At 29.3% G+C, this 22000-nt stretch carries 23 protein-coding genes; 1 reads left to right on the forward strand and 22 read right to left on the reverse strand.

The genetic code is table 11. The features are described 5' to 3' along the window. Positions 1-10 precede the first annotated feature (10 nt). On the reverse strand, positions 11-1150 hold the full coding sequence (locus CM240_RS07845; protein WP_242838471.1) for an AI-2E family transporter: 1140 nt from the start codon (positions 1148-1150) through the stop codon (positions 11-13). Between the two features lie 153 nt (positions 1151-1303). Between CM240_RS07845 and CM240_RS07850 the strand changes: the two genes are divergently transcribed. After that, the gene (locus CM240_RS07850; protein WP_044038076.1) at positions 1304-2719 is read left to right on the forward strand and encodes a spore germination protein; all 1416 of its coding nucleotides are present in this window, start codon (positions 1304-1306) and stop codon (positions 2717-2719) included. 439 nt (positions 2720-3158) lie between these two features. Here CM240_RS07850 and uraA read toward each other — a convergent pair whose 3' ends face one another. The 21 genes from uraA to rsmH all read right to left on the reverse strand — a co-directional run bounded on the left by uraA (position 3159) and on the right by rsmH (position 21990). After that, positions 3159-4439: a uracil permease gene (gene uraA / locus CM240_RS07855; RefSeq protein WP_044038078.1), complete on the reverse strand. Its 1281-nt coding sequence runs from the start codon at positions 4437-4439 to the stop codon at positions 3159-3161. Positions 4440-4450: 11 nt separating this feature from the next. Continuing rightward, positions 4451-4984, reverse strand: coding sequence for a bifunctional pyr operon transcriptional regulator/uracil phosphoribosyltransferase PyrR (gene pyrR, locus CM240_RS07860; RefSeq protein ID WP_044038080.1), 534 nt, complete (start codon positions 4982-4984; stop codon positions 4451-4453). Between the two features lie 170 nt (positions 4985-5154). Next, positions 5155-6066: an RluA family pseudouridine synthase gene (locus CM240_RS07865; RefSeq protein ID WP_044038083.1), complete on the reverse strand. Its 912-nt coding sequence runs from the start codon at positions 6064-6066 to the stop codon at positions 5155-5157. Further along, a complete protein-coding gene (gene lspA / locus CM240_RS07870; protein ID WP_044038085.1) occupies positions 6038-6511 on the reverse strand; it encodes a signal peptidase II in 474 nt (157 codons plus the stop codon). Before lspA ends, CM240_RS07865 begins: the two co-directional genes overlap by 29 nt. A 13-nt stretch (positions 6512-6524) precedes the next feature. After that, positions 6525-7106 carry a TraR/DksA C4-type zinc finger protein gene (locus CM240_RS07875; RefSeq protein ID WP_044038087.1) on the reverse strand — a complete coding sequence of 194 codons (582 nt, stop codon included), beginning with the start codon at positions 7104-7106 and terminating at the stop codon, positions 6525-6527. A gap of 70 nt (positions 7107-7176) precedes the next feature. Beyond that, positions 7177-7866 carry a 5'-methylthioadenosine/adenosylhomocysteine nucleosidase gene (locus tag CM240_RS07880; RefSeq protein WP_044038088.1) on the reverse strand — a complete coding sequence of 230 codons (690 nt, stop codon included), beginning with the start codon at positions 7864-7866 and terminating at the stop codon, positions 7177-7179. Positions 7867-7913: 47 nt separating this feature from the next. After that, positions 7914-8594 (reverse strand): DivIVA domain-containing protein, encoded by a 681-nt coding sequence (locus CM240_RS07885; RefSeq protein WP_044038091.1) that lies wholly within the window; start codon positions 8592-8594, stop codon positions 7914-7916. A 12-nt stretch (positions 8595-8606) separates the two neighbouring features. Then, positions 8607-9377: a YlmH family RNA-binding protein gene (locus tag CM240_RS07890; RefSeq protein WP_044038093.1), complete on the reverse strand. Its 771-nt coding sequence runs from the start codon at positions 9375-9377 to the stop codon at positions 8607-8609. Between the two features lie 3 nt (positions 9378-9380). Then, positions 9381-9845 (reverse strand): cell division protein SepF, encoded by a 465-nt coding sequence (locus tag CM240_RS07895; protein WP_044038095.1) that lies wholly within the window; start codon positions 9843-9845, stop codon positions 9381-9383. Between the two features lie 11 nt (positions 9846-9856). Then, positions 9857-10510: a YggS family pyridoxal phosphate-dependent enzyme gene (locus CM240_RS07900; protein WP_044038097.1), complete on the reverse strand. Its 654-nt coding sequence runs from the start codon at positions 10508-10510 to the stop codon at positions 9857-9859. A gap of 93 nt (positions 10511-10603) precedes the next feature. Continuing rightward, on the reverse strand, positions 10604-11311 hold the full coding sequence (locus CM240_RS07905; protein ID WP_051483756.1) for a DUF881 domain-containing protein: 708 nt from the start codon (positions 11309-11311) through the stop codon (positions 10604-10606). Then, the gene (locus tag CM240_RS07910) at positions 11308-11661 is read right to left on the reverse strand and encodes a small basic family protein (protein WP_044038099.1); all 354 of its coding nucleotides are present in this window, start codon (positions 11659-11661) and stop codon (positions 11308-11310) included. Before CM240_RS07910 ends, CM240_RS07905 begins: the two co-directional genes overlap by 4 nt. A 10-nt stretch (positions 11662-11671) precedes the next feature. Beyond that, entirely contained in the window at positions 11672-12409 is a 738-nt protein-coding gene (locus tag CM240_RS07915) for a DUF881 domain-containing protein (RefSeq protein WP_044038101.1), read from the reverse strand. An 8-nt stretch (positions 12410-12417) separates the two neighbouring features. Further along, positions 12418-13197, reverse strand: coding sequence for a cell division protein FtsQ/DivIB (locus tag CM240_RS07920; protein ID WP_044038103.1), 780 nt, complete (start codon positions 13195-13197; stop codon positions 12418-12420). Positions 13198-13341: 144 nt separating this feature from the next. Then, positions 13342-14478, reverse strand: a complete 1137-nt coding sequence (gene ftsW / locus CM240_RS07925; RefSeq protein ID WP_423219474.1) for a putative lipid II flippase FtsW — start codon at positions 14476-14478, stop codon at positions 13342-13344. A 32-nt stretch (positions 14479-14510) separates the two neighbouring features. Further along, positions 14511-15488, reverse strand: coding sequence for a phospho-N-acetylmuramoyl-pentapeptide-transferase (gene mraY / locus CM240_RS07930; protein WP_044038114.1), 978 nt, complete (start codon positions 15486-15488; stop codon positions 14511-14513). A gap of 17 nt (positions 15489-15505) precedes the next feature. Next, the gene (locus tag CM240_RS07935) at positions 15506-16849 is read right to left on the reverse strand and encodes a UDP-N-acetylmuramoyl-tripeptide--D-alanyl-D-alanine ligase (protein WP_044038116.1); all 1344 of its coding nucleotides are present in this window, start codon (positions 16847-16849) and stop codon (positions 15506-15508) included. Continuing rightward, on the reverse strand, positions 16849-18282 hold the full coding sequence (locus CM240_RS07940; RefSeq protein ID WP_044038118.1) for a UDP-N-acetylmuramoyl-L-alanyl-D-glutamate--2,6-diaminopimelate ligase: 1434 nt from the start codon (positions 18280-18282) through the stop codon (positions 16849-16851). Before CM240_RS07940 ends, CM240_RS07935 begins: the two co-directional genes overlap by 1 nt. Before the next feature lie 52 nt (positions 18283-18334). Continuing rightward, positions 18335-20536 carry a stage V sporulation protein D gene (locus tag CM240_RS07945; RefSeq protein ID WP_044038120.1) on the reverse strand — a complete coding sequence of 734 codons (2202 nt, stop codon included), beginning with the start codon at positions 20534-20536 and terminating at the stop codon, positions 18335-18337. 14 nt (positions 20537-20550) lie between these two features. Then, on the reverse strand, positions 20551-21033 hold the full coding sequence (locus CM240_RS07950; protein ID WP_044038122.1) for a hypothetical protein: 483 nt from the start codon (positions 21031-21033) through the stop codon (positions 20551-20553). Positions 21034-21051: 18 nt separating this feature from the next. Next, entirely contained in the window at positions 21052-21990 is a 939-nt protein-coding gene (rsmH, locus tag CM240_RS07955; RefSeq protein WP_044038124.1) for a 16S rRNA (cytosine(1402)-N(4))-methyltransferase RsmH, read from the reverse strand. Positions 21991-22000: the final 10 nt, after the last annotated feature.

Below are 22000 nucleotides of genomic sequence, written 5' to 3' on the forward strand. Positions count from 1 at the left end.
TATAAAATAATCACTTTACTCTTATACCTTTTTTATTCAATTTGTTATTTGTAGCATTTCTAACTAATTGGTATATTACACTTACAGTAGGAACACCTATAAGCATACCTATTAATCCAAAAGCACTTCCTCCTACAGTTATAGCTACCATAACCCATATAGCAGATAATCCAACAGAACTTCCAACAACTTTTGGATAAATAATATTGCCTTCTAATTGTTGAAGAACTATTATAAATATAACAAACCATATCGCTTTTATAGGACTAATTATTAAAATTATAAATACTGCAGGAATTGTTCCTATAAAAGCTCCAAAAACAGGTATTAAGCTTGTAACTGATATAAGTACGCTTATCAGTAATGCATAAGGCATTTTAAATATATTCATTCCTATAAAACACAATATACCAAGTATTATAGCTTCAGTGCATTGACCCCCTATGAAACTAGAAAATGTAACATTTGTAAGCCTACCAACTTCCAATATTTTATCAACTACATCTTTTTTTAAGAATGCATATAATAATTTCTTACTTTGTAATATTAATTTCTCCTTATTTGCAAGCAGATATATAGCCAAAACAAGAGCAACTACAAAATTAAATATCATATTAGTAATATTTACTGTAACACTTAATATTCCTGTTAAAGACTTTCCTATTAATTGCCCTGCTATTTGAAAGACTTCCTTCCATGCATCAATAACACTATCTTGAATCGCTTTCATTACCTCTATAGATGAAAAATGCTTATCAATCATTGCTTCAAAGGAATTTAAATATCCAGGTACTGCATCAATTAATGTTGATAAACTCTCAATAAACTGTGGAATTACAAATAAAGTTATTCCTACCATCATTCCAATAACAAATAAAAAAGTAGCTAATATAGATAATGGTCTTTTCAATTTTCTTAGAAACTCACTTTTTTGTTTATCTAAAAAGAAAAATATTTTATTTTCAAAAATCCTCATCAATATGTTTAATACAAATGCCATAGCCAATGCTATTATGATAGGTTTAATTATAACCATAATATTACCTAATATCATAGTTACCCCTTTTAAATTAATAAGTAAGAAAGCCAATAGAACAATATATGTACCTACTATCATACTCTCTTTCACTTTATTTTTTATTTCCTTCAAAATAAAATCACACTCCACCTTAAAATTTCCTATTTAGAGTTATTATACATACTTTCATCTCTTGATACAACAAATCACTATACTATTTTCAGTATATTTATTTTTTATTTGTGGATACTATTTCTAGTATACAAAAGTAAGAGGTGACGATATATGAAATTTTCATCAGAATTCGAGAAAAATGTCTCTGAAATTCGTTCTAGGCTACCCCTAGAAAAAAGTTTTGATATCTTAGAAAGAAATATACTTATTCATAACAAAAAAGCATATTTAGTATTTTTAGATGGATTAACAAAGGACGATGCTCTTAGATCACTTATGAAATCTATATATTTCTTAAAAGAAGATATTTTCAAAAATTTAAAAACATCTAAAGATTTCATAGAAAAAGTTATTCCAAATATAGAAGTTGCAGAAGAAACAGATTTTGATAAAATAATTGATAGTTTACTATCTGGTCAAACTATCATGATTATAGAAGGTTACAATTCTGCAATTATATTAGACATCCGTACTTATCCTGCTCGTGGTCCTGAAGAACCAGATAAAGAAAAAGTCCTTAGAGGAGCTAGAGATGGTTTTGTTGAAACTATAGTGTTTAATACAGCTCTTATACGTCGTAGAATAAGAGATACAAATTTAACTTTTGAAATGACAACTATAGGTTCATCATCAAAAACAGATGTAGCTATAGGATATATGGGGAATTTAGTAAATAAGAAAGCTTTAGATACCCTAAAAAAACGATTAAGTTCATTAGAGGTAGATGCTTTAACAATGGGCGATGAAAGTTTAGTAGAATCTCTAAACTCCAATAATTGGTTTAACCCATTTCCTAAAGTTAGATATACAGAAAGACCCGATGTAACAGCGGCACACATACTAGAAGGTAAAATTATATTATTAGTGGATAATAACCCTACAGCAATGTTAATTCCAACTTGCATATTTGATTTTTTTGAAAATATTGAAGATTATTATTTCCCAATTTTAACTGGAAACTATTTGAGAATTATCCGAAATTTTATATTCATTGCTCAAATTTTTATTACTCCATGTTATCTTTTACTAGTTCACTATCAAAATTTAATACCAACATCATTAAAATTTTTACTACCATCAACTTCATACACCGTTCCACTGATATTTCAATTTTTACTATTAGAGATAGGGATAGATGGTTTAAAACTCGCCTCTCTTAACACCCCTAGCTCCCTTGGAATGTCCTTATCTGTTATTGGTGCATTGCTCTTAGGGGAGTATACAGTAAACACAGGATGGCTTATACCTGAAACAATTTTATATATGGCTATAGTCGCTTTAGCTAGTTTTACACAACCAAGCATAGAATTAAGCTATGCTATAAAATTTCTTAGAATTATAATATTAATTTTAACTGGTTTGTTTAATATATGGGGTTTTATTATAGGAATTATCTTCTCAATAATTATTATGGCTTCTACAAAAACTCTAACTGGAGAATCTTATCTTTATCCATTAATTCCATTTAACGGAGCTGCTCTTAGAAAGTTACTATTTAGATCTAAAATTAAATCTAATAAATCTTAAAAAGTAGGCTATCGCAATAACGAATAAATTTTCGTGAGCGATAGTTCCTTTTATCATTGCACAGGTTAGAAATGCTAGTGAATAGATAAGAAGATTATTCTTACCCTTAAGATGAAAATATTATAACTCCTGCGGACAACACAGTATTTTCATGTTTAATATAAAATGTAATTTGTAACCACAGCTTCATGGAAGTGTAACTTTCATGAGCTTTCTGTAAAGACTTTTATATCAACTGTTATCTAAAAGAGAGACATAGTCTAACTTATAACATTCAACTTAACATTTATAATTTAAGAAATTCCGCAGGAATTTCCTCCATACCTGTGCCTTGTGCCATCATACTTGTGCCCTGATTTTTACTCTATCAAACTTACTGAAAAAAGCTGCCACACTCTTCATGCAACAGCTCCTCTTTTAGTGCACAATTTTCAGTGCACTATAAATCTATTTTCTTTTTCTTTGGAAGAATTAAATTTAACATAATTCCTACTATAGTAGCTAATGCTATAGTATCTATTGTTACTGGTATAGCTCCTATATTAAATTCTAAAACAGTCTTTCCTACCCCTAATATCATTATTACAGACACTATAATTAAATTTCTTTTATCTGAAAAATCTATTTTATCATCAACAAATATTCTAAATCCAGATGATGCTATTATTCCAAAAAGTAAAATCCCAACGCCACCAATAACTGGACTAGGTATATTTTTTATAAGAGCCGCTACAGGTCCAATAAAGGACATTATTATAGAAAGAATTGCTGCACCAGCAATTACCCATACAGAATAAACTTTAGAAATAGCCATAACTCCTATATTTTCTCCATAAGTTGTATTAGGAGGTCCTCCCACTAATCCTGCAAAAGTTGTAGCTAGTCCGTCTCCTAAAATAGATCTATGTAATCCTGGATCTTTTGTAAAATCTCTTCCTACAACACTATTGACTACATATAAGTGTCCTATGTGTTCTGCTAATGTAACAAATGCTATCGGTGCCATTATAACTACTGCATTTATTGAATCTCTATTGAACTTAGGTAAAGTAAACTGTGGAATTTGAAATATTGGCGCAGATACTATTTCATGTATTGCTTCTTCTGGTACTATTCCAACTATAAAAGATAAAACATATCCTGATATCATAGCAATAAGTATTGGTATTACCGAAAGGAATCCTTTAAAAAAGGTAGTACCTATTATAGCAATTGACAATGTAACTATTGCTACTAAAATAACTAAAGGTCTATTTTCTACAGACGAAGCTAAAGAAAAGCCAGCCATTTCTACTGCTGTGCCTGCCAATGACAGCCCGATTAAGGCTACTACTGACCCTACAACTACTGGAGGTAATGCTTTATCAATCCATTTAACTCCTACCAATTTTATAATTCCTGCTACAATAATATATACTAGTCCTGCAGCAATCACTCCAGATAGCATTACTGATGTTGAATATTTATCTTTTACTAAAATGATAGCTCCTATAAATGCAAAAGAAGAACCAATAAAAGATGGTATTTTCCCTTTTGTTGCAAATATATATAATAATGTTCCTATACCTGAGCAAAACAAAGCCATAGCTGGTGGTAGTCCTGTAAGTTGTGGTACTAATATTGTAGCACCTACCATTGCAAATAAATGTTGAAGTGACAATGGAATTGTCTTACCTATTGGCAATTTTTCTTCTACATCAACATAATCTTTTTTATTCATATAGCTTTCTCCTATTCATATATACTAACTAAATCTTTTTTATCTATTTCAACAAGAGATACTTTTATCATCTCGTGTCTAGATGTCGGTATATTTTTTCCAACATAATCAGCTCTTATAGGAAGCTCTCTATGACCTCTATCAACTAATACAGCCAATTGTATTGAATTAGGTCTTCCCACTGCTATAATAGCATCTATTGCAGCTCTAACCGTTCTTCCTGTATAAAGAACATCATCTACCAATATAACTTTTTTATTCCTAACTTCTACTCCTAAATTCATATTTTCTATCGAACTATCACCTAGAAACGTATTTAAATCATCTCTATATAATGATATATCAACATCTCCAACTGGTATTCTATTTCCTTCAATATTCTCAATAAAATTAGCAATTCTATTGGCTAAAGGAACTCCTTTTCTTTTAACTCCAATTAGGACTAAATCTTCTGTCCCTTTATTTTTTTCAATTATTTCATGAGAGATTCTTTTTAGTGTTCTTCCTATTGCTTTTTCATCTAAAAGTTCCGCTTTTAAATTCATTTAATCACCTCAAAGTTTTATTTTATAAATTAACTAAAAAAGCCTACTTCTCGCGAAGTAAGGCATTACTATACAAACTTATAATTAGGTTTTACTAGTTTAACCTTGTGACCTCACGGGATCAATTAAAGATTAATTCTAGTGTATTATATCAAATCTTTTCTACATCATCAAGTGTTTCCTAAAACTTGCAATATTTTTGCAAAATAATCTGGCACATCACTAGTAAATTCCATGTATATTCCTTTTGTAGGATGTATAAAACCTAATTTAGCAGCATGAAGCATTTGACCATTAACTTTAAATTTTTGTTTTTTATATCCATATACAGGATCTCCAACTAAAGGATGTCCTATTGATGCCATATGAACTCTTATTTGATGAGTTCTTCCTGTTTCTAAAGTACACCTGACCATCGTATTATTCTTAAATCTTTTTTCAACAGAATAATGTGTTACAGCTTTTCTTCCACCTTCTACAATAGCTATCTTTATTCTCTCTTTTGGATCTCTAGCTAATGGTTTATCTATTGTACCACTATCATTTTTTATTATACCTTCTGTAATAGCTATATATTCTCTAGTTATAGAATGCTTTTTAAAATCCTCACTTAGCTTCATATGTGCAAAATCATTTTTAGCTATTACTAGTATTCCCGAAGTATCTTTGTCTATTCTATGAACTATTCCTGGCCTTACAACTCCATTTATACCAGATAAATCTTTACAATGGTATAATAATGCATTTACTAAAGTTCCAGAATAAACACCTGGAGCTGGATGTACAATCATTCCTTGAGCTTTATTCACAATTATTACATCATCATCTTCGTATAATATATCTATTGGAATATTTTCTGCTTCTACACTTCCTTCTACTGCATCGGGAAATTTTATTTCTACTATATCATTTTCTTTTACTTTATGGTTACTTTTTCTTGTATTACCATTTACTTTAACTAAATCTTCTTCAATAATATTTTGAAAAAAGCTTCGTGATTTATCAGTAAATATAGTTGTGAGAAATTTATCTAGCCTACTATTATTGTCTTTTTCACTTACTACTACTTTTTCTTCTTTCATCTATTTCTTCCTTTATAACATATAAAATTAAAAAACCTGCTCCTATACATACCAATACATCCGCTACATTAAAAATAGGAAAAGTATACTTATTATAATAATGTAATTTAAAAAAATCTATAACATATCCTTGAAAAAACCTATCATACATATTTCCCAATGCTCCAGCAATTAGAAATGATAATGATAAATCGAAAATCTTGTTTTTCTTTCTATACTTTAATAGTATAACCGTCATTAGTATAACTGCTATTAATGACACAAACGCTAATAGCATTGTTTTAGAAGAAAGCATAGAAAAAGCAGCACCAGTATTTTCATAATATTCTAATGAAAATATACCTTTTATAATTTGTTTTTCTTCGCCTCCACCTAAAACATTAAATGCCATTACCTTCGTAACTCTATCTAAGATAAAGCCTAAAACTATTATTATTAATTCCATGTTTCCCCCAAAATTACAATGTTCGTTTATAAAATTCATTACTTATATTATCTAATGGATCCACAACATCTCCATAATCAACATCTTCATCAAATTCATAGATATTATCTATTTGATTAAAGGATTCCACTGCTTCATAGTATTCTACAGGATTTGGTGCAGCAGTATAAGTATCTGCTACAAATGGTGATGATTCTTTAAACCTATCAAACTCATTCCTATCATGAAAAGAACTAGCTTTTTGGCACTCTACACAATACTCAGCATAAGGTATAAACTGTAGCCTCTCTTTATTTATTTCTTTACCACAAATTTTGCATATACCATAACTTCCATTGTCTATATCCTCAATTGCATTATCAACTTTAGCTAATATTCTTTCTTCATTATTTTTTAGTGCAATAGACTTAGATGTCTCTGTCACTTCACTGCCAATATCTCCTGTATGATTATCATATAGAGACAATTCTGAAAAGTTCTGTGCATCTTCTCCAATTGTCTCATTTTTATTCATAAGTCCAATTATACCTTCAATTCTATTTTTTTCTTCTATCAATTTATTCTTAAAATATTTCTTTTCATCATTAGTTAACATAATTAATCACTCCTTATACAATAATATTGTTATCTAGTGATTAATTTTTTATAACTTTATAAATTTACCATTACATTTCTGATATCATAGTCTTTAAAATATTGGTAGAATTCTTAATAGCTATATCTTGGAACTTATCATAGTCCAAATGTGCCCCATTATCTGCATTGTCAGAAATGCTTCTTATAACCACAAATGGTACACTATTTAAATAGCATACGTGAGCAATACTACCACCTTCCATCTCACATGCTATTGCGCCAAATGTTTCTTTTATCCATCTTACCTTGTCAACAGATGCTATGAATTGATCTCCAGTAGCAATCTTACCTGTGAAGCACTTGTGATCTAGATTACCTTCACAAGCTTTTCTTGCTAATTTTATTAAATTATCATCGCATTTAAATTCTAGGGTATCTAATCTCGGTATTTGACCTAATTCATATCCAAAATTAGTAGCATCTACATCATGTTGTACTAAAGCTGTACCAATAACAACATCTCCAGGACAAACATCCTTTCCAATTCCTCCTGCTATACCTACATTAACTACTTTATCTACTTTAAAATCATCTACTAAAATTTGAGTACATATTGCAGCATTTACTTTACCTATTCCACATCGTACAACTACTATATTTTTATTGTCTAATTTACCTATCTTAAAATGCATATCAGCCTTTACTATGTCTTTCTCCACTTCCATAAGCTCTAATAATATTGCTAATTCTTCATCCATTGCGCCTATTATACCTATCATTTTATGTAAATCCTCCTTTAAGATAAAAAACCACTTAAGGCAAGTGGTTATTTATCATCTTCTACAAAATAATTTTTTACATCTTCTAAGTTAGCAGTAAGCTCAAGTTCTGGAATCGCTTTTACTTCTTCAGCAGCTACTTCCTTAAAAATATCTTTTTCTTTTATTTCTTTTTCATTTGCTTCTTTTTCTTTTATATCATCTGATATAACTTTTGTATCTATTGTTTCTATAACTTTGTCATCTTTTTCATTTGTAGCTATATTATAATTCTTTAAGAAATCTTGTTCAAGACCTTTAAACATATCCATTTGAGTTTGTAAGAAATTATTATATTTTGCTCTAAACTTCATAAAGTCTTGTTTTATAACTTCATAATCATCATTTATTTTTATAACTTCAAAATTAGCTTTATCTATTATTTTTTTTGCACTTTCATTAGCAGAATTTAAAATCATTTCTGCCTCTTTTTGAGCTACTAATTTAGCTTGTTCAGCAGCATTTTGTGCTAATAAAAGAGTATTTTGTATTGTTTCTTCAATCTGCTCATAATGTTTTATTCTATCATTATTAGCTTTTATTTTTTCCTTTAATGATGAGTTTTCTTTATATATAAATTCATAGTCCTCTACTATTTTATCTAAAAACTCATCTACTTCTTCACAATCAAATCCCCTTAAAGACTTTTTAAATTCTTTGTTTGTAATATCCATTGGAGTTAATCTCATTTCTACACCTCTTTAAACATATTTCTTTATCTTTACCTTAATTCTTCCACTTTTAGTGCTAGATATCACTTCATCTAATTTAAATTTACCATATCCTCTTACTGTAATTACATCATTAATCTTCACTTCTTTACTTTTGTCTCTGTTATCTAAATAATTTATCTTGCAATCCCCAGAATTTATAAGATCCACTGCATAACTTCTAGATTTATTACAAATTGAACTAACAACTGAGTCAAATCGAAGTGAAGATACAATTTCTATTTTTTCTTGAAACTTTTTTTCGAAGTTTTTACATTCCTCTAAATCTAACGTTTCAATCTTACAACTAGCATTTTTAATTTTTACTAAATTTGATATTATATATTCCTTTATATCTTCATGTACAACAACTAACCCACAAGATTCTTCTATAATTAAATCTCCTAATTTCTCTCTCTTTATTCCTAAAGACATTAATGCGCCTAATATATCCCTATGAGTAACTGATTGAAATTTTATAGAGAACTTAATTTTTATAAGCTCCATAGGGTATGGAGTTTTATAAAAATTATTAAAAGATACCATTGCTCTATCACAATTATTAAATCCCCCGAAATATTCTGCAGTAACTCCCATAGATTCCGCTATATTTACTATCTCTCTACACAATAACTCTGGCAAAAATTCATTGCTAAAAGTTATAATACCTGACTTTTTACTAAGGTTAATTTTTTCAAAAATATTACTTAATAAATTTGTATCTTCCCCTAAAAAATGTTCTAAAAAAGCTTTTTTATTCACTCTTTACTCCTCAGAATCTAAAAATCCTCTTTTAGAAGCAAAACTCTTGCCTATTTCTTTTGACACTTCCACATTAGAAGGTGATAATACATATACACCTTTCTCTACTTCTTGAATTTCCCCATTTACTGCATAACATGCTCCTGATATAAAATCTAATAATCTTTGTGCTACTTTAGTCTCTAAATTACTTGTATTTACAACGACTATTCTTCTATTTCTTAAATCATCACATATAGCAGTTGCTTCATCATAATTATTAGGTTTTGAAATAACTACCTTCACTGATGCAGATGTATGTATATTTACAAGTTTATTTTCTCCATAAGAATTACTTTTCTTTGTATTAAAAATTGTTTCTCTTTCTAAAGAATTAACTTCTTCTTCTTTTTCTCTATTTTCTTCCATCTCTTCAATGAAGTCTTCTTCATCTTCTAGGCCAATAATTTCTTTAAATTTGTTAAACATAATATCCTCCTTTATCTTTCACCAAAAATTTTTCTACCCACTCTTACCATATTACTTCCTTCATCCATGGCATATAGATAATCATTAGTCATTCCCATTGATAAAAATTTCATATCAATATTCTTAAAGCTCTCTTTACTTAACTTATCGAACGTATTTTTCATATCTTTAAAGTACTTTCTCAATATTTCCTCATTTTCTTTAGGTAATATAGCCATTAAGCCCTCTATTTTTATAAATTCACTTTTTTCAACCTCTTCGATTATATCATAAAGATCTTCCTTTAGTACTCCAAATTTACTTTCTTCTCTACCGATATTTATTTGTATTAATCCTCTACAACTTCGTCCTTTGTTTCCATACTTCTTTTCTATTTCTCTTACTAAGTCAACAGAATCTATAGAATGAATAAGACATTCTCTATCAACTAAATATTTGACTTTATTTTTTTGGAGATGTCCTATAAAATGCCACTTTATTGGATAATCTTTCAGTATATCCATTTTTGCAATCAAATCTTGTACTTTATTTTCTCCAAAATTTCTTATCCCACCGTCAAAAGCTTCTTTTATCATCTCCACTGGCTTAGTTTTAGATACTCCTATAAGTGTTACCCCATCTTTAATAGTATTTAAAGTTTCTATACTATTTTCTTTAACTGTCATATCATCGCCACCTCAAAAGAAATAATTTTAATAATATATTCTTCAAACAAATTAAATTTCCTTTAATTTTTAAAATTTATTAACACAATAATATTACTTAACTTCCTTCATATACTTGTAATTTCTATCATCACTTAAAGCATTTATAACTATATCATTTTTCTCTTCAAATTCTCTTACAAGTCCACTTCTATAAAATTCTAAAGCTCCAAAATAATATTCACTACTATTAATTGCCTTAAGTTTCTCTATATCTCCAATGGCTTCTATAGTAAATGGTGCTGGAATAACTATACCATTAATTTTTATTAATGCACCATAACATTTAATCTCTGTTGTATCTAAAATCCTAACTTTATTTATTGCAATAGCTTCAGCGCCTAATATTTTTAAATCATTTACTATATATCTAAGGTCACTATCATGTATTAAATCATAATTAGTTGCATACACATCCTTAGCATCATCTAATGTTATAACTACTCCTGGTCCTCTTATATCAGCCATTCCAGTTAGACCTTTGTATGTTAATAGCTCCCTTTCTAATTGTCTTTGTACTTTGGGATCTTCTACTCCAATATCAGTATATAATTCCTCTTTATCTTTCAATTCATTATATTTCTTATATAAATCATCAATTTCATTTATTAATGATATTTTTTTATTATACTGATTACTATACTCTTTACTATCTAAATAATTAAAGGTACTACCTTCCCCAATTTTCAAATTAGATGCTATAAGGAATCCTATAAGTACTGAAGCTATCAAAATAAATATTGTAGCTTCATTTTTTTTCATCTTTTCACCTCATTATGTAATCTCAGTTTATCTATTATTAGTCTTCTTATTATAGCGAAATTATTAAAAATTCTTCCACCAAATACAATTACAGCTGCCAAGTATACTGGTATGCCTAACTTATCTCCCAAAAATACTAATGCTACTGCAAGAATTGCATTACCAAAAAAACCAGAAATAAAAATATCCGTTCTAAATGTTTTTTCTAGTGTACCTCTAAAGGCACCAAAAACCGAATCTAAACATGCAAAAATTGCAACAGATAAATATGGTGATAAACTTGGTGGTATACTTATATCCCAGAATACTCCTACAGCAATTCCGATAATCAATCCTATTAAAGCTATCATTATTTCACCTCTAATCGCCTTTTATTACTTTTGAATACTTAAATTCACTTGTATAATTACTTTTTTCTATACGTACACTATCCTTTTTTTCCACAGAACAAGTATAAGATCCCTCTATATCTTTAAATGTACCATAAAAATTCATAGCAGCACTTAATTGATCTTTACTTCCAATAGCCTTAATGGTTATTGTTTCATAAGGGGATATTCTTTCATTTCCTATATATATAGTTTTTACACCATCAGATGAACGAATTCCCTTATTACTTGTTATTCGATATCCATTAATAGAAATCGCTTCTGCACCAGCAAAATTTAATTCATTAACATAAGTTATTAAATCCTTGTGTGTTATAATAACCTTGTTAGTGCTATCCACATTTAAAACTTTTGGTGTTATAGTAACTACTACACCAGGTCCTTCAACATCAGTTTCTCCTAAAAGCATACGACTTTTCTCTAACTGTTCATATAATTGTTGGCTATTACTATTGTTTTCTGCTGCTTCCTTCTCAAATTCTGATACTGTCGCTTGAAGGGCATTAACTTTTTCAGAAAGTTCCTCTTTCTCTTTTGATAATTTAGATACTTCACTTGTTATATCTACATCTGATGTATTTTCATATGCATTTTTTTCTTCTTTTGAAATATACTTAAGTTGATATGCTATTATAAATCCTAAGATTCCAAGGACTACTGCTATAGCTAATTCTCTTTTTAACTTTTTGTAATCCAAACTCTTTCCCATTTATCCTCCTACCCTTCTATATGAACTGCTGGTAATTTATAATAACTAACATCTATATATCCTATAGAGTTTTCAAATTCTTTTTCTTTAATAATCTGAAACGCTTTATTCAACTTGTCTAAAAGCTCTTCATTTTTCCCAAGCTTTATTGTCAAATTTTTATACTTAAAAGAACAATTAAAAAATTCTGGTATCTCTATAAGCGATATATTTTTTTTATTAAAACTGTCATCTATAGGATTTGACATATTTAAATATAAATCTGATATATATTTGACTTTTCTCTCATTATCTTTATTAAATGCAATCGATTCACCTATGGTTATATCACCTAAGTCTAATCCTACTACTTCTGGTACATCTAAATCTATTATTGTATCTTTAATATCGAGCAGTAATGCATTTTCAGAAAAAATGTAATATTTACCTTCATTATTAACATAGAAAAAAGGATCTCTCTCATTTATTTTTACTGTAATAGTTGAAGGTAATTTTCTTGATATTTCTACGCTTTCTATGTAAGTATTTTTCTTTATTTTCTTCTGTAAATTATCTAATTTTGTATAAAAAATATTTTTTCCCTCTACTTCTTTGCATATTGAATATATATCGTCACTAGAAACTATATTATTATTTTGAATTTTAATATGCTTAATATCAAAGTAAGGTAATTTGTACACTAAATTTAATAATACTATTACTAAAATCAATAGTATCACTATATTCCTAAACTTTTTTTTCCTTTTCCTCTGACGTTCTTTTTTCTGTATAAACTTATTTGCACCCATATCTAACACCTTATATTTATTTTGTATTGTCTAATAACTATAATATCATATATTAATTGGTAATTACATAATGTTTATAGTATTTTTATATAATATTAAAAAAATACGAAAGTTACTTATTTTAGCTTTCGTACTTTTTTTATATTACCTTTTTTTATTTATTTTACGCTTTTTACTATGTATCGATATATTTAAAAGTACCCCCGAAGCAAATAAATTTATCATAAGAGCTGTTCCACCATAACTTATGAACGGCAACGGTACCCCGGTAACTGGCATCGCTCCAGATACTACTGCAATATTAATAATTGCTTGTAATCCTAAAACACAAGTTATTCCTAATGCTAATAACATTCCATGAGTATCTTCTGCATTTAAAGCTACTTTAAGTCCTCTTGTTAATAGCAGTATTATAAGCATTATAAGTAGAAAACATCCTATAAAACCAAACTCTTCTCCTATTATAGCAAATATAAAATCATTGTGAGGTTCAGGTAAAAAGAATGCCTTCTGTCTTGATTGTCCAAGTCCTTGTCCAATTACTCCTCCTGAAGATAAAGCAAACCAGGATTGTATAAGTTGATATCCTTTCCCTTGAGGATCTTTAAAAGGATCTAAAAAGAACATTACTCTGGCTATTCTATACGGTTCTACAAGTATAAAGAACACACCAAATCCAATTGCCCCAATACCTAAAAGTGCAATATGAACTATCTTAATTCCTCCAACAATTAACATTATTATCGTAGTACCTAAAATAATAGTTGCAATACTAAGATTTTTCCCTAACAATACAAGTCCAGCAAATATTCCTGCTACTGCTAGATAAGGCATTACTCCATATGTAAAACTCTTCATTCTCTCACCTTTTCTAGCTATAGAAGCCGCTGAAAAAAACACAACAATATATTTTGCTAATTCTGATGGTTGAAATCCAAGTGGTCCTAATCTTACCCATCTTCTTGCTCCATTAACAGCAGGAAAAAATAATGCTGCTATTAATGATACTGCTGTTATTGCCATACCCCATAAAAGAAACTTCTTTTTTCTGTATTTCCTATAATCTATTCTAGAAACAAAAAACATCATTATTACTCCTACAAATGCGAAGGCTCCTTGTCTTAAAAAGAAATACATCTCATTATTTCCATATGCTTTAGAATGTAATGATATATAGGATGATGCACTAAAAACCATTATTACTCCGATTGAAACTAATAATAATATTGTTGCAAGGAGCACAAAATCTACTGATCCCCTATCATCACATAACTTTTTAATTTTTTTTATCATAAACTCCCCCCTTACTTACCCTAAAAAGTAAAGTATAATGCAAATATCCCTAATATACATAAGACAAAAGTTGCGACTGTAAATACTGTAACTACTTTAGTCTCTTTCCATCCTAAAGCTTCAAAATGATGATGTACTGGTGCCATTTTGAAAAACCTTTTTTTCGTTTTCTTATAATAAGTAACTTGAATTATAACTGAAAGAGCTTCAAAAACATATATTCCACCTACTATTACTACAAATATAGGCATCTTTAAAACCATAGCTGTAGCCCCTACAACTCCTCCTAAAGCTAGAGATCCAGTATCTCCCATAAATATCTTTGCTGGATAAGCATTATTTTTTAGGAATCCTAATAAAGCTCCTATGGTAATTCCTGCAAATATAACTATATTTAACTTTCCAAACATAAATGCTGCAACAGCAAAAAATGTCATAACCATTAATGTCACTGATGTAGCAAGACCATCTAACCCATCTGTTAAATTAACAGCATTAGTTACTGCAGCATAATAGAACACCATTAATAATACATATGGAATAAATCCAAAATCTATTGTATTTTCAACAAATGGAAACTTTAAATCAGTCCCAATAACTTTAGCTCCTAAAACACTTAGAAAAGTAGATACAACAAGTAGTAATACCATTTTTTCCATTGGTCTTAGACCTTCATTCTGCTTTTTAATTATCTTAATTGAATCATCTAAAAGCCCAATAATACCAAATCCAAATAATGCAAATACAGGTATCATTCCATCAATCTTTAAAAGTTTAAAATTTAAAACCATAACTATAAGAATTGATATCATAAATGTAACTCCACCCATTGTAGGTGTTCCAGCTTTCTTTTGATGACTCTTTGGTCCTTCTTCCCTTATTGGTTGCCCGAATTTAAATTTATGCAAAATTGGTATCATTCTTGGACATATAATAAGTGTTATCATTAGTGCTAATAATATATCAAATAATAATGTTAAATAAAAGTTAATATCCATTGTTTCTTCCTTTCCAGCTAAATTAAATTATTCACTATTTCTTCAAATTTACTTCCTCTAGAAGCTTTTACTAATACAGCATAATTTTTATCTAAAGCTTTCACATAATTAACTATAGACTCTTTATCTTCAAAGACTACAGTACTTTCACCAAATCCGTCTTTATATGCCCTAGAATATTCTCCGGTAGTTAATAACAAATCTATACCTTTTTCCTTGGCATATTCTCCAACATTTTTATGTGCATTATAACTTTCATCACCAAGCTCTCTCATATCTCCTACAATTATAATATTATAAGACTTCTTTAAGTTCATGAGAACATCTATACCTGCCTTCATTGAGTCTGGGCTTGCATTATAGGTATCATTAATAATAATATTGTTATTCTTCTCCTTAACATCAAGTCTCATAGATGTAGATTCAATATTTTTAAACCCTTTGTTAATTTCTTTATCGCTAAGACCTAGCTTCCTTCCTACTGCTATAGCTAAAAGTCCATTAAGTACACTATGATATCCTAGCTGTTCTACTAAAAACGAAGATTCATCTACAGTAAATTCTACACTATCTTCACAAATTTTTATATCTTTAGCTTTAATATCATAATAATCATCATCGGCACCAATTTTTATAACTTCATAATCTTTTCTAGATATGGTCTTTAATAAATCATTTTCTCCATTTATAATAAGAACATTTTCCTTATTAAATCCTGTTGTTATTTCCATCTTAGCTTTTAATATGTTCTCTCTAGTTTTTAAATTTTCTATATGAGACATTCCTACATTAGTTATAACTGCTATATCTGGTTTACCTGCCAAAGCTAATCTTTCAATTTCCCCTAAATTGCTCATACCCATTTCTAATACTGCAATATCATAACTATTATCAATGCTGAATATCATAAGTGGTACGCCTACTTCATTATTAAAATTACCCTTTGTCTTAAAAACCTTGTATTTACTACTTAGAGCTGCTGCTACCAAATCCTTTGTTGATGTTTTCCCAGTAGATCCAGTTATTCCAACTACTTTTATATCTAACTTTCTTCTATAATAAGCTGCTAAATCCAAAAGTGCTTTTCTCGTGTCCTCTACTATTATTATATTTCCTAACCCTTTAGTTTTTAAGACATCAAAGGCTATTTCATCTATTATTACTGCTGAAGCACCATTTTCTAATGCAACATCAGCAAATTTATTCCCATTAAAATTTTCTCCTTTTAATGCTATAAATAAAGCACCTTCTTTTATCTTTCTTGTATCTGTTTCTACATAAGTTATTTTTCTTTCACCATTATATTCTAGATATCTTCCATTAACAGCTTCTAGTATTTCATTAAATGATAAATTTTCCATTAGAATAACTCCTTTATTAATTCTTTTACGATAACTCTCTCATCAAAAGCTATAGTTTTATCTTTTAGTATTTGATAATCTTCATGACCTTTTCCTGCAATTAATAAAACATCTTTCTCTTTTGCCATCAACATACCTTTTTTAATAGCCTCTAATCTGTTTTCTTCAACAACATAATTATCACTGCTTATACCAGCTAATATATCTTTTATAATTTCTCCTGGTTCTTCTGTTCTTGGATTATCTGATGTAACAATTGCTATATCTGATAACTCTGTAGCAATTTTACCCATAATAGGTCTTTTACTCTTATCTCTATCTCCACCGCAACCAAAAATAGTTATAAGTCTTCCTTCTGTAAGCTCTTTCAAAGTTTTTATTATATTTTCTAGTCCATCTGGTGTATGGGCATAATCTACTATTATATCAAAAGGAATATTTTCTCCTAAAGATACTAATTCGCATCTTCCTGGTACTGCTTTTAATTCTTTCATTCCATCAGCTATCTCTCTTAACGTCATTCCTTCTGTTAATGCTACCCCTATAACACCTAAGGCATTTTCTACGTTATACTTTCCAGGAATATTTATAGATATATGCTCCTGTTCATTTCTATATGTTGCGTAAAACTTAACACCTTTTGAACTTATCTCCATGTTAGTAGCATTTAAATCACCATCTTTATCAATACTATATGACAATGCATCTTTATATTGACCTTTTAGTTCTACTCCATACTTGTTATCTACATTAACAACTCTCTTTTTAGATACTTTAAATAGCTTTTTCTTTTCATTAAAATAATTTTCAAGAGTTTTATGAAAATCTAAATGATCCACTGTAAGGTTAGTAAATACACCAGTGGAGAACTCTATACCATATACTCTATCTAGAGCTAAAGAATGAGAAGATACTTCCATTACACAATAATCTATATTTTCTTCTACCATATCATTAAATAACTTATATAACTCAAGTGATTCTGGTGTAGTTCTTTCAGCTTTTAATTTTTTATCTCCTATCATGTTACATATAGTTCCTATTAAACCAACCTTATATCCCTTAGATTCCAATAAAGATTTCATCATAAATGCTGAAGTAGTCTTTCCATTAGTCCCTGTTATTCCAATTATCTTCATTTTGTTTTGTGGATTATCAAAATAGTTTTTTGCTAAAATTGCAAGAGCTTTTCTACTATCTTTTACTCTAATGTATAATGCATTTTCTATAGATATATCATCTTCTCCCACTATAACCTTTGCACCATTAGCAAGTGCTTTATCGATAAATTTGTGTCCATCTACACTAAATCCTTTAATAGCAACAAAGACATCACCATTTGTCACTTTTCTTGAATCATATTGTATCTCATTAATCTCTTCATTATATGTTTCCTTTAGATTTAAATCTTTTAATAAATTATCTAAATTCATCTATATCCCACTCCTTATAAAGAAACACAATACTTTCGTATTGTGTTCCAAATTAGTCTCCTACTTCTTCTAATGTTAAACTAATAGACGTTCCTACAACAACTTCAGTCTCTTTACTGATACTTTGATTAACGACTATTCCACTGTTTCCAATAAAATTATACTTAAGACCAATAGAATCTAAAGTCTCTATAGCTCTTTCTTTACTGTAACCTCGTAGATTAGGTACACCTACCATATTATTATAATTTTCATCGTCACTAGTGTAAAGAATAATTTTTGATCCTTCCTCTATAGAAAAACCTGGCTTAGGATTTGTATCAGATATTTTAGTACCTTCACCTTCTATTTGATATTTTAATCCTTTTTCCTTTAATATCTTTATTGCATCTTCTTTTGAGATTCCACGAATTTCAGGAATCATAACATCCTTTGTAACTTCTGGTTTAAAATCATATGAACTTGGTCCTAATGCTAAATAATTGAATATATCACTAAATAGTTCTCTTCCTACTGGAGCTGCTATTTGCCCTGCATAATATTTAGCAGGATCAGGTTTTAAGATAGATACCATTACTGTAATCTGAGGATTTTCAGCTGGAGCCATTCCTACAAAAGTTGAAAGATATTTACCTGGTTCATATCCACCACCATTAGGATTTGGTATCTGAGCTGTTCCTGTTTTCCCAGCAATATTATATCCTTCTACATAAGCATTTCTTCCTCCACCTTCAGAAACTACTTTTTCAAGACATTCTCTAAGTATTTTCGTTGTTTCAGTACTTAGTATTTTTTTGTTTATTACTGGTTCATATTCTTTTTCTACTACATCATTACCTTTACTATCTTTTCCAACTATTTCTTTCATAAGATGTGGAGTTATATACTGACCTCCATTAGCAACAGCATTAAATGCAGCCATATATTGTACCATAGAGTTTGTATCTGCTTGTCCAAAAGAAATTGTTGCTGTATCTATTGGATACATATCGCTAGCTTTTTTAACTATTCCACTAGTTTCTCCTGGCAAATCTATTCCAGTCTTACTTCCAAATCCAAATAACTTAGCATATTCTTCAACTTTCTCAGCTCCAAGTTTTTCTCCTATAGAACCAAACCCTGGATTGCAAGAATTTTGTAATATCTGCTCAAAGCTTTGTGCTCCATGTCCACCATGTTTCCAGCAATGGAAGCTACTTTTACCTACATAGTGAACTCCTGTACAATTAAAATCAACCTTTGTTACATCTGTTACAATACCTTCAGCAAGGGCTGCATAAGCAGTTATTACTTTATATACAGATCCTGGTTCCATAGCATCACTTACTGCTCTATTTCTCCAAAGTTTTTGCAGTTCATCTCCATCTACACCATCAACCCAAGGATCATTAAGATCATATCCTGGTGCAGTAGCCATTGCTAATACTTCACCATTGTTAGGATTCATAACAATAATAGATACTGCTTCAGCACTATTATTAGTAAGAGCTTCATTAGCATACTTCTCTGCAAATCCTTGAATAGTTTCATCTAATGTTAATACAACATCTTTTCCATCTACCGCTGGATAATATTGAGCTATTCCATAAGGTAAATCTTGTTGTATATTATCTCTCTCCGTTAATATCTCTCCCGATATTCCTGATAACTCATCATCATATTGATATTCTATACCTGTCAATCCTTTTCCATCAGAATTAGTATGTCCAATAACTTGTGATGCAAAATTACCATTAGGATAATATCTTTTTGTATCTGGAGAAATTATTATTCCGTTAGCTTCCTTTTCTAAAGCTAATGCTTTTAGTTTATTAGCAACATCATCTTCTATTCTTCTTTTTAGAATTGAATACCCTAAATCTTCTCCCTTAGATCCCTTTATTGTAAGTTTTTCATAAACTTCTTCTTCTGTCATATCAACTATAGGTGCTATATCTTTTGCAAGTTCTTCCAATGTAAATTTCTCTTTTTTCACACCATCTCTTAAAGTGTTCAAATCTAAATCTACTCTAAACAAGTTTCCTGATATAGCTAACTCTTTACCTCTACGATCTAAAATACGACCTCTTTTAGCGGCTATTTTTACCTTTGAAGTCCACTGTCTCATAGCTTTTTCCTTAAGCCCTTTAGAATCAAGAACCATAACTCTAAATAAAACAGTTGTTAATCCTATAAAAAGTAAAATAAGTATGCCATAAATACCTATAGCTCTCCTTTTGGATATGTACCTGTCACTATATTTTTTTTTACTCAAAATTGATACCTCCGCTAGAATAGACCTTTAATTTTGTCAAATATACTTTCTTTTTCGTCTACCTTTGTTGGCTCAGCGAATGTTTTTTCATTTCCTTCCAACACAATAGCTGTTCCCTTTTGTGGAAGAACCATATTATGACTTTCCTTTGCAGTATTTAAAACATCCTTTTCTTCTGCAACTTTTAGTAAATCAATTTTTAATTTTTCATTGTATCTTTCTGCCACTCCTAATTCATCTTTAGCATCAAAATACTGGTCCTGCAATGAATATATTATACTGTACCTAGAAACTAAAAGTATTCCTGTAACTAAAACCATAAATATACTAAGTAATACAGATACTCTTAACCTAACTAAATTCTTTTTAGCTTTTTGTTTAGACCTTACCCTTTGCTCCCTAAGCTTCTCATATTCGTTTTCCCTTTGTACTTCAATAGCGCTTTGTTTTAAAGCGTTGCTGCCTTTAATTATATATTCCTCTTTCTCCACTAACATATTTATTCCCCCCTAGTGCTATTTAGAACTCTTCTTCTCACAAATTCTAAGTTTTGCACTTCTACTTCTATTATTAAGATTTAATTCTTCATCGCTACATTCAATTGGCTTTCTAGTAATGATTTTTACTTTAGGTTTCTTACCACATACACATATAGGAAATTCACTTGGACATGTACATGGTTTTTCATTATCTCTAAAAATATTCTTTACTATTCTATCTTCTAAAGAATGGAATGTTATTATAGATAGCCTTCCCCCGTCGTTTAATCTATCTATAGAATCATTTATTGCCTTATCTAAAATTGATAACTCACTATTTACTTCTATTCTTATAGCTTGAAATGTTTTTTTCCCAGGATGTCCATCCTTTCTAAACTTAGCAGGAATAGATTTTTTTATAATTTCTACTAGTTCAAATGTAGTTTCTATAGGCTTAATTTCTCTATCGATAACTATATGTTTAGCAATATTTTTTGCAAATTTTTCTTCACCAAAATCTCTTATAACTTTATATAATTTTTCTTCACTATATTCATTAACTACATTATATGCTGAAAATTCTTTTTCTCTATTCATCCTCATGTCAAGTGGGGCATCTTTATGATAACTGAATCCTCTTTCTGCTTGATCCAATTGTGGTGATGATACTCCTAAATCCATAACAATACCATCAACTTTTTCAATTCCTAAACTATCCAAGACCTCAGATATATTATAGAAATTATTATGTACATATTCTACGTTATTAAACTTACTTAATCTTTTTTTTGATGCTTCAAGAGCCATAGTATCTTGATCTATACCTATAAGTTTTCCACTTCCATCTAGTCTTTTTAAGATTTCTTCAGAATGGCCTCCTCCACCTAAAGTACAATCAACATAAATTCCGTTTTCTCTTACATTTAAGCCGTCTACTGTCTCTGAAAGCATTACTGTATAATGACTAAACTCCATTGTCTTTCTC

This window comes from Clostridium bornimense (assembly GCF_000577895.1).
GTDB lineage: Bacteria > Bacillota > Clostridia > Clostridiales > Clostridiaceae > Clostridium_AN > Clostridium_AN bornimense.

Bases quoted from the DNA above. Each gene is read 5' to 3' on its own strand.
- pyrR (WP_044038080.1), bottom strand. From the start codon at position 4,984: ATGAATTTAAAAGCGGAACTTTTAGATGAAAAAGCAATAGGAAGAACA.
- CM240_RS07850 (WP_044038076.1), top strand. From the start codon at position 1,304: ATGAAATTTTCATCAGAATTCGAGAAAAATGTCTCTGAAATTCGTTCT.
- CM240_RS07895 (WP_044038095.1), bottom strand. From the start codon at position 9,845: ATGTTTAACAAATTTAAAGAAATTATTGGCCTAGAAGATGAAGAAGAC.
- CM240_RS07950 (WP_044038122.1), bottom strand. From the start codon at position 21,033: ATGTTAGTGGAGAAAGAGGAATATATAATTAAAGGCAGCAACGCTTTA.
- rsmH (WP_044038124.1), bottom strand. From the start codon at position 21,990: ATGGAGTTTAGTCATTATACAGTAATGCTTTCAGAGACAGTAGACGGC.
- CM240_RS07915 (WP_044038101.1), bottom strand. From the start codon at position 12,409: ATGGGAAAGAGTTTGGATTACAAAAAGTTAAAAAGAGAATTAGCTATA.
- CM240_RS07905 (WP_051483756.1), bottom strand. From the start codon at position 11,311: ATGAAAAAAAATGAAGCTACAATATTTATTTTGATAGCTTCAGTACTT.
- CM240_RS07885 (WP_044038091.1), bottom strand. From the start codon at position 8,594: ATGAGATTAACTCCAATGGATATTACAAACAAAGAATTTAAAAAGTCT.
- CM240_RS07865 (WP_044038083.1), bottom strand. From the start codon at position 6,066: ATGAAAGAAGAAAAAGTAGTAGTAAGTGAAAAAGACAATAATAGTAGG.
- CM240_RS07900 (WP_044038097.1), bottom strand. From the start codon at position 10,510: ATGACAGTTAAAGAAAATAGTATAGAAACTTTAAATACTATTAAAGAT.
- CM240_RS07935 (WP_044038116.1), bottom strand. From the start codon at position 16,849: ATGGAAAATTTATCATTTAATGAAATACTAGAAGCTGTTAATGGAAGA.
- lspA (WP_044038085.1), bottom strand. From the start codon at position 6,511: ATGGAATTAATAATAATAGTTTTAGGCTTTATCTTAGATAGAGTTACG.
- CM240_RS07940 (WP_044038118.1), bottom strand. From the start codon at position 18,282: ATGAATTTAGATAATTTATTAAAAGATTTAAATCTAAAGGAAACATAT.
- CM240_RS07880 (WP_044038088.1), bottom strand. From the start codon at position 7,866: ATGATAGGTATAATAGGCGCAATGGATGAAGAATTAGCAATATTATTA.
- CM240_RS07910 (WP_044038099.1), bottom strand. From the start codon at position 11,661: ATGATAGCTTTAATAGGATTGATTATCGGAATTGCTGTAGGAGTATTC.
- uraA (WP_044038078.1), bottom strand. From the start codon at position 4,439: ATGAATAAAAAAGATTATGTTGATGTAGAAGAAAAATTGCCAATAGGT.
- CM240_RS07920 (WP_044038103.1), bottom strand. From the start codon at position 13,197: ATGGGTGCAAATAAGTTTATACAGAAAAAAGAACGTCAGAGGAAAAGG.
- CM240_RS07875 (WP_044038087.1), bottom strand. From the start codon at position 7,106: ATGTTAACTAATGATGAAAAGAAATATTTTAAGAATAAATTGATAGAA.
- mraY (WP_044038114.1), bottom strand. From the start codon at position 15,488: ATGGATATTAACTTTTATTTAACATTATTATTTGATATATTATTAGCA.